The organism is Lyngbya sp. CCY1209 (assembly GCF_035615495.1).
GTDB lineage: Bacteria > Cyanobacteriota > Cyanobacteriia > Cyanobacteriales > Microcoleaceae > Limnospira.
Genome location: NZ_JAJENU010000146.1, coordinates 1 through 11,567 on the forward strand (window position 1 = coordinate 1; position 11,567 = coordinate 11,567).

The following is an 11,567-nucleotide window of genomic DNA, read 5'->3' on the forward strand; positions in this document are numbered from 1 at the left end:
CTCCCCCCAATTCTCCCCCCAATTCTCCCCCCTTTCAAAGGGGGGCTGGGGGGGATGGGGGCTGGGGGGGATGGGGGCTGGGGGGGATCGAAGGGAGACAATGGTGGATCGTCCAGATCTCATTGGAGAGAAAACCGCTATCAGGCGATCGCGATCGGGGGTATACCCACCATGAATGACGTTTCAAACATTTCGAGTCACGGCTATCAACCCCTGGGAGAACTCGGTCACAACTCCCTCGGGGGCCGCGTCACCTATCTCGCCGAACACCGTCAAAGCAAAGAAAAAGTCGTCATCAAACAATTTCAGTTTGCCACGGGAAATTCAAGTTGGTCAGAATACGACAGCTACCAACAAGAAATTAAAGTTCTCAAAAGCCTCAACCATCCGGGAATTCCTTGCTATTTAGACTCCTTTCAAACCCCCGACGGCTTCTGTATGGTTCAGGAGTACATCGACGCCCCGTCCGCCGCCACCCGCCGCAGTTGGACGCCGGAACAAATTAAAGCGATCGCCCTCTCCACCCTCAAAATTCTCGTCTATTTGCAATCTCGGCATCCCTCAATTATCCACCGAGATATCAAACCAGAAAATATCCTGATCGACGATAACTTAAACGTGTATTTGGTGGATTTCGGTTTCGCCCGACTCGGCGGCGGAGACATCGCAGCCAGCAGCGTGGTCAAGGGGACGATGGGTTTTATGCCGCCGGAACAACTATTCAACCGGCGCCTCACCAACGCCTCGGATTTGTACGCATTGGGGGCGACATTAATTTGTTTGCTGACGGGAATCAAATCCGCCGATATCGGCAGTTTAATTGATGCGGATTATCGAGTCCACTTCCGCCACCTAATCCCGCCCCAAAAACGGGGTTGGCTGAACTGGTTGGAAAAAATGGTCGAACCGAAAGTGGGCGATCGTTTTGCCAATGCCTCCGAAGCTTTAGCCGTCCTCAAACCCTTGAATGTTTCTCGCCTTCCCCGAGTTCGCCTGGAACACCAAAAACTGACATTGACAGCCGAAGAATGGGGCGAAAAAGTCAGCCAAACTATCCAAATCACCAATCCGGTTCCCGACACCGTTTTATCCGGTCGCTGGGAAGTCGCTCCCCACCCCTCCGACCCGCCCCATACCCCCTACGACCACCCCTATATTTCCTTCACGCCTCCGAAATTTGAGGTCAATCAAATCACCTGTACTGTCACCGTTGATACCCGGCAATTATTAATGGGAGAAACCTATCAACGTCAGATTTTGCTGCGGACTAATTCCGACCCGGAAGTCTGTCCGGTGGATGTGGAAATTAAAACTCAGGAGAATTTAGGGTTTTTTGACCATATCAAAGAATTCTCGTCTTCGAGATTTTTGGCAATTTTATTATCCGCAATTTTTGGATTCGTGAGTGTGGAAGCACTAACCCGGATTGAAAATATCTCGGTTCGAGATATATGCTTGGCTTCATTTTTATTCATTTTTTTCATGGCAATTTTTGTCAATGAGAAACTGGGGTTTTCGGAAAAATATCCTATTTTTGATAGGCTTCCCCCCGACTACACAGGAATTATGAAATCAGTTTATACTTTATTTTGTGGAATTTTTGGAGGCATCACTTTTGGCTTGCTGTTCGTGGTATTTTTGATGCAATTATATGAATCTTATTCCCTTTCATTTTTATATTTTATATTGGGCATGACTTTGGGGATGAGAGTTGCCATTTCTGGAATGCAAAAGTTCTTTTTGGTGGTGGGTATAATTATTTACTTTTTGATTGGAAGTCTGCTTTTTTTAGTGGACTTCATTGATCAGGGAACTCAGTTTCCTGAATATTCGATAGGGTTCCTGGTATTATTGGCAATATTTCACGGCACATTTTACTGTTTTTATTGGCTGTTAAGAGCGATGATAAGAATGAGCTTGTGTCGTCGTAATAAAATTGTCAAGAACCCCAATTTATTCGCCTTAATGACTGTCATTTACTTCGTCAGTATCGGTGCATTTTTGCGACTCATATTCAGCATTATAAAACATTTTAGTCTGAATGCATTAATGGAAATTTTTGGACTTTTGGCGGTCGGATTTTTGGCTGTTTCGATGACGCTGTTACCCTTGCTGAATATCATCCTATTCAAACCCCTGAAAACCCTCAAGCAATACCGTAAACTCCAACCCACCTTAATCAAACCATGAACGAATTCCCCGATTTCTCCAACTACGGCTACCAAGTGACCCGCGAACTCGGACACAACCGAGCCGGGGGTCGCGTCACCTATCTTGCCCGAGAAATTAACGGCGATATCCCCGTCGTCGTCAAACAGTTTCAGTTCGCCCGAATTGAAGCCAGTTGGACGGACTACCACACCTACGATCGCGAAATTGAAGTGCTGCGGGAACTCGAACATCCCCACATCCCCCGCTATCTGGACTCCTTCCAAACCCCCGACGGGTTTTGTATGGTTCAAGAGTACAAAAATGCCCCCTCTTTGGCGGAGTTAAAACCGTGGACTCCCCAGGAAGTCAAACAAATCGCCCTCTCGGTTTTGGACATTCTCAAATACTTGCAAAATCGCATCCCTCCCGTCATCCACCGGGACTTGAAACCCGAAAATATATTGGTGGGCGATCGCATGGATGTCAGTTTAGTCGATTTCGGATTCGCCCGCTTGGGGGGTGGCGAAGTGGCGGTGAGTAGCGTGGTGAAGGGGACGCTGGGATTTATGCCGCCGGAACAGATGTTCAACCGCCAACTAACCCAGGCTTCCGATCTCTACAGTTTGGGGGCGACATTAATTTGTTTGTTAACCGGAATCCCCTCGACGGAAGTGGGATTGTTGATGGATGACGGCGGACGGATTCAGTTTGAAAATCGGGTTCCTCATTTGAGTCCAGGGTTTATCAATTGGCTGAAAAAAATGGTCGAACCCAATTACAACGATCGCTATCCCAACGCCGAAACCGCCCTGCAATCGTTGATTCCCATCGAGGTTTTGCGTCCCCCTCAACTTGCCAAACAAATTTGGGCGATCGCACTTTATCTGACTGGCATTTTGATGTTCGCCGGACTCGGATTTGCTTACTATAAAACTTACTCAAATTCTCTCAAACCGACCCCATCTCCGCCACCGGAACCCCTCTCACTCCCGGTGACTCTCAAAGCGGATGGAAATTATCTGGCTTTTGACCAAAATCAACTCTCTTTTGCCGGAGGAAGTTGGGCGAGAGTTTATTTTTCGGTCGATTTATCCTCACTGCCCGAAAAACAATATACCACAAGCTGTCAATTATTGAACCGACAAGGTCAACTTGTGGCAATGGGACAATCCACACTACGGCTCTCTCCTTCTCAACCCCAGGTTTCGTGTTTTTATAAATTTTATCCAAACGCATCTTCTGAAACTTGGACTTTTAAGTTTTTTGTCGATGGAAAATTAGTCGCCCAAAAAGCATTAAAAGTTGTCGATTATGAATGAAGGTATAGGACTCGGATTGGAGATAAGGATTCAATAATTGCCATTCAAAGCCCCCAGAATACAGAGTTGGGGGCGAGATGTTTTTCAAATGTATTAATCTAGAGTTTTGCTTCCCGGAGGACAACTGATTTTATCCCCAAATCTTTGCGGTAGTTCCGATCGGGATGAATCACCCATTTCACTTTGACAAATCAAACCGACCGGTCGCTTCTCTAATGAGTCGGGATCGATAATTAGGAAGACTGCCCCAAAATAACTGGGTTGATATTGGGGTTGCTTCGATTGGGCGATCATAAAAATGCGATCGCCCGGAGGTTCGGGAAGGGGATAGCTAACGGATTGAACGGGAACCATCGGCTCTAAAATCTGATAACTATAATCATCAGTTTCCGGCTTTATACCCAATTGTAGTTCCTCTAAATTGAAGGTAAATTCGCCGTTTTCTACAAAGTAAACTGTCTGACCTTTGACCAGGGTACGGATGTACTGTATCCCTTCTTTAGAGGTTACTTTTTCGGGAGTATTTTTTGGGAAAAAACAGTGACATTCAAAGTCGTAAAATGGTAAAATTAGACTGATTAAAGCGCCGGAGTAAATCGACAGTTTGACCCAGTTATTCATTTTCGCCATTCCCACTCGCTTATTTCCAGTTTAACACAGCCCTTGGTCAGGGCAGGTATCGGCAGCAGAGGAACCATCTGTCACCCCCAAAAAAAAATTCACCCCCCAACTGTTCAAAAACAGGGGGGGGTGGGGAAAAGCCGGATGGGTACTGTCGTTTCATAACCCTCAACGAGTCGGATCTTTTTCTCGGCGGTCCGACGCTTCCCCGAACCGATCCATCCATTCCAGCAGACGCCGGGAAACTTGCAGTTTTCCGTTGAGAATTTCGTCGGAGATTAATAAGGCTCCCAACAGGAGGCCGAGTGATAAGATATCCATGAATTGTGATTTGACTAGACCGTACAGTTTAAATCGATGGTTTTAGGATAGACCGTACAGTATGATTTTGTCAACCCCACCTCCACCCCAATTTGTAGTACAAAAATTATTGTACTACAAAATCGGAATTTTTTTAAGTATCCGTGTGGGGGACACCCGAGGCGGAACCCGACGAACTCCCCTCGCCGATCAGTTCCACCCGAACGCAGCAGCGAATCCCGAGCGATCGCTCCAACGCCTGTTCCAAATTAGGAATTTTGTCCTGGATCATCTTCAGCAGCGTCCGACTCGTCACCCCGATGCGAGTCTCATCGGGGCTCAACTCCAACAGCGTCCCCTGCTGCCGCAACAGCGTCTGAGTCCCGAGGGGTTTGACGTTGGCCAAAATTTCCTGCCACAAATCGTCCGACTTTTCGCAGGGAATGAAGCCGAGTTCCCCGGTATCCCCCTCCTCCTTGAGGTGAACCAGGCGGCAAAATCGCGCTTCAAATCCCAAGGTTTTCACCTCCGCAAATAACTCCGGGAGCATCCCCGGCAAACTCCAATAGCGGTTGGGCACTTCCACCTCCAAACGTGCGATCGGTTTATCCGTGGTAAAATAAATGCCGACCGGCACCCCCGCACTGATATCAACCGCCTCCGATTCGTCCTCGGCAGAGGTGAGGGAGCAGCGTTCTAAACAGGCTTTCAACTGTTCAAATTTTTCCCGATATTCAAATAACGAAAAACCGATCATGATCACCGTATCTCCCCGCTGCAAACGCCGTCCCTGGGTGACGCATCCGAGGTGGTGGCGGATGTGGCGGATCGCCTCCGATCGCAGCGATTGTTCGGCGTAGATCGAATTGCCGTTGTGTTCGTGGGAATCCATCCGAGACAGGAACCGAGTCAAATCCCGTTGGATGGTAATTTTGTATTGAAACAGCCGGTCACGTTCTTCTTGTAACTGCTCTATCTCCTGTTCAAGTTGTAAATTTTTATCCTCCGCTTTCTTCAATTTTTTGGCGGTCAAATTGTAGTTTTGAGACAGGGAATTTAACTGTTGTCCCATCTCTTCGCGAATCCGAAAATATTCTCGGATCAGAGCGATCGCCACTTGGGGGGAGTCGAATTCAAACCAGTCCCCTTGAATGCGGTGGGAGGACAACATTTGGTGCAGTTGCGCCTCGTCCTGCTGCGATCGCGACGACGGGAACAACTCGACAACTTTAACGGGATAGGGAAACCGATCGGACACCAGTTGATCGCGGACGTAAGATTCCCGAGATGCCAAGATTTTAAAGCGTCGGATCGTGTCGGCGTAAAACAAATAAATATAAGCTTCCGAGTCCATCATGGTAGTTATCCTGAGTTGAAGATATGACGAAATTGCTGGATGGGAAAGGGACCCAGGCCGGAACGAGGTATTTTTTTTAATAAAAGTGAGAAGGTCGTCAGATTCGATCTTCAGCGTGCAGCATCCAATATCCGACAAAAATAACACGTTTATATCCCGATCGCCGAGCCGGCTCAAAACTCGCGGGGGACAAGGCACAAACGGCGATCGCGGGGAAGTGGAAAGGCCTTTTCATCTGCCACGTCGGCTTCCGGACCCGTCCGCTCTCGAGGGTTGAAACATGGGGGGACGCTCCGGGGCGAGAATCGAAAAATGTGGGAGAATCGCTCCGATGTTTTGTGGGGGAGTATGCCGCCGACTTTTTGACGACCGTCCGACCGGAAAATTTTCCCTTTCTGACGCGAATCGATCGGATTTTAACCCGGAACACGATCGCGGCCGGATTCCTGACAACGGCCCGATTTGGGGCCAATTTCGACCCCCAAACCGTTAATTGACCCCGAGACCCCCGGTCTCGGGCTGTCATCTTTCCCGGGACAGAATGTCGGGGGCGAGAAAAAATTTCGATCTCTCGAACTCCCTTCCACCGCGCCATCCGGCTACCGGTCGCGATTTCCAATCGGCCCTATCAGGACAACTGATTTAACATTTCTTAATATACCGTTATAATGGGTCGTGATGGCAAGCGAGCAAAGGGAATGGTACAGGCTTTGTTTGGAAGCACTCCGATTCAGGCTCAAAGTGGCGATCGCCTCGTCAGCAAGGTTGTCGGGGCTGCGATCGCCGCGTTGTTCAAGCGTTCCGACAAGGTTGAAGCCAACGTCCGTGCCGAACCCGTAGCCAAGCTGTTACAGGGAAGCGTAGACGGATTTGACTTCATCGGCAACGGAATGCTGATGTACAACGGCCTGCGAATCGCGGTCATGGAACTCTATCTACAAGCCGTTTCGATCGACTTCAGCGCCATATTTGCCGGCCAAGTCAAGCTGCGGCAGCCCACCCAGGCGGTGATGCGGGTCGTCTTGACGGAAGACGATCTGACGGCTTCTTTCAACACGCCCTTCATTGTGGAGAAACTGCAGCGACTGCAGTACGAGGGTCAGCCCCTGCAATTCAACCAGACGGAAATGACCGTAACGCCGGACAAAACCCTGGCCTTCGAGTCCCACGTCCGCATCGGCGACGCCCGCCACCTGACCGCCGTGGACTTTTCCGCCGAAATTGAAGTGGAAAACCGCCGTAAAATCCAGTTTGTCAACGTCAAGTACGGGGGAGACGAAGACTCCCAAAACCTGGCGAAGGCACTGATCGACCACGTCAACAACCTGCTCGATCTCGACAAATTCGCCCTGGAGGGCACGCAACTGCGGGTCGATCGGGTCAGGATTCAAAAGGACGCGCTCGTATTTTACGGCTCGGCCCGGATCGACCATTTCCCGAAAGGAAAGAAGCGCTAATTCGAGTTCCCGCCCGGCCGCGATCGCGTCTGGGAGGCGGGAATCCGAGTTTTTTATGAGCTTTGCTCCTCGTCCTTATCCACCTTGGGGATAAAATCGGGGCGGTCCTTACCCTCCCAACCGGGCGGTCGCTTGGAATTGTACCAGGCGATCGAACCGATGCTGACGGCGGCAATGAAGCCGACGACGAGAACGGCGGCCGGAATCCAAAGGGAATTTTCCATAACTGGAGATCTCCTCAAGCTTCATCAAGTTTTTAGCATTATCTCATCCATCGGAACTTAAGAAAGGATTGACAATTATCAATTATCAATTATCAATTATCTTTTAATTGATGTCGCCGAGGAGAGAACTCCCCATGCCACCCTGGGTTGCCGGACTACTGATCGTGACGGGAAGCTTTGGCCTCGGCGCCGTTCCCCTCACCCGCTGGATCGTCAAATTGATGGCGGGAATCGACCTGGCTCGGGAAGGGACCGGCAACGTGGGGGTAGCCGCGGCCTTCACCCAGGCCGGAAAACCCGCCGGCATCGCCGCCGCCCTCGCCGAGGCCCTCAGAGGCGCCGCCCCGGTGCTGGCAGCCCGGTGGCTGATCCCCTACCAGTGGCAGGCGATCGCCATTGTGGCCCTGACCGTCCTGGTGGCCGGCCGCTACTTCGTCGCCCGGGGCGGCGGCGTCACCAACGCCACTTGGGGAGTCCTCGTCTATTCCCCCCCCGTCGCCATTTCTGCCGCCATGACCGGGGTGCTACTGTGGCGCTTGGGGCTGGCGGTCGAGCCGAGTCAACCCACGCGGGCGAGGCTGCGGGCCATGCGACTGGGCTGTTTGAGCGGCCCGGTTTGGCTGTGGCTGTGGCATCAGTTTCCCAAAGAACGGCCCCTGTCCGAGGGGGAACTCCCGGCCGCGACCGCCCTGGCCGTCGTCTTGGTCCTGATCAACCTCCGCCAGGGAGACGATTTCGGATTGTATATGAAACAGCAATTGCTATCTCTCAACGATCTCCTCGACATCGACGCCTGCGGGGAAAAAGCCACCCGCCTGAGTCAACTCAAGCAAGCGGGGTTCAAAGTCCCCTCCGGGTGGGTGCTGCCGGCGATGGGAACCGAAGCCATCGCCCGGGACAACCAGTCCCAGCACCAAGATCAAATCCACTACTTCCAACTCCCCACCCCCAACACCGAATATCCCCTGATCGTGCGCTCCTCCGCCCTGGGGGAAGACGGCGAAACCAGCTCCGCCGCGGGGCAGTACGCCACCATCGGCCCCGTCACCACCGAGGACCAGTTGCGGGAGGCGATCGTCCGCTGCCGAGAATCCTACTGGAGCCCCGAAGCCGCAGCCTACCGCCGACAGCGACACCTCGACGACACCGGCATCGCCGTGCTGATCCAACCCTACATCAGCGCCCAGGTGTCCGGGGTGATGTTCACCCGCAACCCCCTCGACGGGGGGCCCCAGGTGGTGGTGGAAGCCCTGCCCGGGGGGGGTGGTGTCGTGGTGGGCGGGCGCGAGACCCCCCTGCACGTCGAAATCGACACGGAGACCGAAACCGCCACCCACGAGAGTTTGAACCGGGTGGAAGAGGGGGAAAATTCCCTGCTGCCGCGATCGGTGCTGGCCGACCTGGTGGGACAGGCTCAAGCCCTGGAAGCCTTTTACCACGGTTTGCCCCAGGATATCGAGTGGATTTGGGACGGGGAACAGATTTGGCTGTTGCAGTCCCGCCCCATCACCAACCTGCGCCCGATCTGGACCCGCACCATTGCCGCCGAGGTGATCCCCGGCACCATCCCCCCCCTCACCTGGTCGATCAACCGCCCCCTCACCTGCGGCGTGTGGGGGGAAATTTTTACCCTGGTGCTCGGCAATAAGGCGGCGGAACTCGACTTCGCCGAGACAGCCACCCTCCTCGGTTCCCACGCCTATTTCAACGCCACCCTGCTGGGGGAAATTTTTCGGATGATGGGCCTGCCGGAACGGGGTCTGGAGTTCCTGCTGCGGGGGGAGAAGATGGGCAAACCGCCCCTGAAAACCATGCTGGCCTCCCTGCCGGGACTGTGGCTGTTGGTGCAGCGGGAGCGCGGCCTGGTGTCCGAGTTTCGGCGCGATCGCCGGCAACTGTTCGACCCGACTTTAGAGCAGTTGGAAGCCGAATCCGACCCCCGGACTCAAATTCCCGATTCCCTGTCCCTGCCACAATTGAAACAGCGGGTGGAGCGGATTCGGGAGGTGCTCAAACCGGCCACCTATTACAACATCGTCGGGCCCATCGGGTTGGCGGTGCGGCGATCGCTGTTTCGGGTGCCGGAGGAGTGGCTGCCGGTGGAGGACGCGCCGGAAGTGGCCTCGATGCGGGAATTGCAGGCGATCGCCGACCGCCTGCCAGAACGGTCGAACCTGCAAGTTATCGAGGGACAGTTCGCTGAAAATTCCCAATTGCAGGAACAATTCTCCCGGTGGCTGCGGCGGCACGGGTATCTCAGCGAGGTGGGGACGGATATTTCCGTGGCGACCTGGGGGGAACAGCCGGAGACGTTCCGCCAGATGCTGCTGACGATGGCGCAAAATCCGGCCGGCGGTACGGATCGGAACGTGGGGGGGTTGAATCTGTGGCAGCAGTGGCGGTTGGCCCAGTGTCGGGAGCGGGCCGTCGTCAAGGGTGAAATTGCGGAAGTTTACGGGAAGTTGCTGGCTCACCTGCGGCGGACGTTTTTGGCGATGGAGGCGAAAGCCCTGGAGGAGAAGGTATTGCGTCAACCGGGGGATATTTTCTTTTTGGAATGGCCGGAAATACAGGGTTGGAGCGACGGCGGCGACGGCGGGGAACTCGCGGAAATCGTCAAACGGCGACGGCAGGAATACGACCGCGATCGCGATCGCTCCGTCCCCCCCGTGGTGTACGGCAATTTGCTCCCGGAACCCCGGGAAAAACCCCGGGAAGGGCGATCGCTCCTCCGCGGCATCCCGGCCAGCGTCGGGCGCGTGGAGGGGCGCGTCCGCGTCTGCCGCAGCCTCGCCGAGGGGTTGGGTGACGGGGGAGAAAAGCCGATTTTGGTCGTCCCCTACACTGATGCCGGCTGGGCTCCGCTGCTGGTGGGGGCCGGGGCGATCGTCGCTGAAGTCGGGGGCCAGTTGTCCCACGGCGCGATCGTCGCCCGGGAATACGGCATTCCGGCGGTGATGAACGTCTCGGAGGCTATGTCCTACCTCAAAACCGGCCAGCGGGTGCGGGTGGACGGCTACCGGGGCACCGTGGAGATTTTGAAAGATTAGGATTGCTGATCAATAGAGGAGAGCCGATGGAACGAGTGTTGGAACCGGAAGTGATGGACACTTGGGAAGAAGCCGTCGAATACGATTCGATGGACTTTGTAGAGGTCAATACCGCCTTTGCCGAACGGGCGATCGCCCTAGGTCCGACATCGGCGGCCGCGGTGTTGGATGCCGGGACGGGGACGGCCCGAATTCCGATCGCGATCGCCCAACGAAAGCCGGACTGGAAAATAATCGCCATCGACCTCTCCGAAAATATGCTCAAAATCGGCGATCGCAACGTCGCCGCCGCCGGACTCCCACATCAGATCCAACTGGCCTGGGTGGATGCCAAACAGTTGCCCTACGAAACCGGACAATTCGATTTTGTCATCTCCAACAGCATCGTCCACCACCTCCCCGACCCCCTGCCCTTTTTTCGGGAATTGAACCGGGTATTGAAACCGGGGGGCGGCATCTTCCTGCGGGACCTGCTGCGTCCCGCAGACGAACTCACCCGCGACCGCCTCGTCGAAGAATACGCGGGGGAGAGCACCGATCGCCAAAAACAGCTCTTTCGGGACTCCCTGCACGCCGCCTTTACCGTCGAAGAAGTGCGACGGATGGCCGGGGAAGCGGGGTTGGCCGATTTGAACATTTACCCGTCGAGCGATCGCCACTGGACCGCCGAACGACCCTGGACAAGCCGATCGGCACTTCCCGGCATCGGCCGCACCCGACGGAAACTTTCCGAGCCAAAACCGATTGAGAGTTCCCCGAGCCGCCTATAGTAGACGGGGGGGTGCGATTCGTTCGGGAACGAAATCGGGCTGAAATGCCTTAAATAACCTCCCGGTAAGGCTTTCATCCCCTCGGATGAATATAAGGGATGCACCCCTGACCAGCCTTATAACTATCTGTATGTTCCTAAGTTTGGTATCACAGGATACTAAATGAGGTCGGAACTCTCAGGGTCAAAGAAAATCAGTGATACAAGTTTCTTATACAAGAAATAAGTAAAACTGATAATCTAAGAGAGGAGGCGATAGCCACCCCCAGTTTTAGGATTCACAACCCTAGGATTGAAGCGGGGAACGGAAGGCGGTGAG

At 53.8% G+C, this 11,567-nt stretch carries 9 protein-coding genes; 5 read left to right on the forward strand and 4 right to left on the reverse strand.

What is annotated here, in order from left to right; genetic code table 11:
- Positions 1-171: 171 nt before the first annotated feature.
- Positions 172-2,190, forward strand: a complete 2,019-nt coding sequence (locus tag LKE08_RS01690) for a protein kinase (protein ID WP_324702458.1) — start codon at positions 172-174, stop codon at positions 2,188-2,190.
- On the forward strand, positions 2,187-3,470 hold the full coding sequence (locus LKE08_RS01695; RefSeq protein WP_324702459.1) for a serine/threonine-protein kinase: 1,284 nt from the start codon (positions 2,187-2,189) through the stop codon (positions 3,468-3,470). Before LKE08_RS01690 ends, LKE08_RS01695 begins: the two co-directional genes overlap by 4 nt.
- A 93-nt stretch (positions 3,471-3,563) precedes the next feature.
- Here LKE08_RS01695 and LKE08_RS01700 read toward each other — a convergent pair whose 3' ends face one another.
- From LKE08_RS01700 to LKE08_RS01710, 3 genes are all read right to left on the reverse strand, one after another.
- A complete protein-coding gene (locus LKE08_RS01700; RefSeq protein ID WP_324702460.1) occupies positions 3,564-4,091 on the reverse strand; it encodes a type IV pilin-like G/H family protein in 528 nt (175 codons plus the stop codon).
- A 168-nt stretch (positions 4,092-4,259) separates the two neighbouring features.
- The gene (locus tag LKE08_RS01705) at positions 4,260-4,412 is read right to left on the reverse strand and encodes a hypothetical protein (protein WP_324702461.1); all 153 of its coding nucleotides are present in this window, start codon (positions 4,410-4,412) and stop codon (positions 4,260-4,262) included.
- A 133-nt stretch (positions 4,413-4,545) separates the two neighbouring features.
- Positions 4,546-5,748, reverse strand: coding sequence for a GIY-YIG nuclease family protein (locus LKE08_RS01710; RefSeq protein WP_324702462.1), 1,203 nt, complete (start codon positions 5,746-5,748; stop codon positions 4,546-4,548).
- A 698-nt stretch (positions 5,749-6,446) separates the two neighbouring features.
- Here LKE08_RS01710 and LKE08_RS01715 point away from each other — a divergent pair.
- Positions 6,447-7,205: a DUF2993 domain-containing protein gene (locus LKE08_RS01715; RefSeq protein WP_324702463.1), complete on the forward strand. Its 759-nt coding sequence runs from the start codon at positions 6,447-6,449 to the stop codon at positions 7,203-7,205.
- A 53-nt stretch (positions 7,206-7,258) separates the two neighbouring features.
- Here the strand turns inward: LKE08_RS01715 and psb35 are convergent, their stop codons facing one another.
- On the reverse strand, positions 7,259-7,429 hold the full coding sequence (gene psb35 / locus LKE08_RS01720) for a photosystem II assembly protein Psb35 (protein WP_324702464.1): 171 nt from the start codon (positions 7,427-7,429) through the stop codon (positions 7,259-7,261).
- 134 nt (positions 7,430-7,563) lie between these two features.
- On the opposite strand from psb35, the gene LKE08_RS01725 reads away from it, so the two are divergent.
- Entirely contained in the window at positions 7,564-10,479 is a 2,916-nt protein-coding gene (locus LKE08_RS01725) for a glycerol-3-phosphate acyltransferase (protein ID WP_324702465.1), read from the forward strand.
- 26 nt (positions 10,480-10,505) lie between these two features.
- A complete protein-coding gene (locus LKE08_RS01730; RefSeq protein WP_324702466.1) occupies positions 10,506-11,249 on the forward strand; it encodes a class I SAM-dependent methyltransferase in 744 nt (247 codons plus the stop codon).
- Positions 11,250-11,567: the final 318 nt, after the last annotated feature.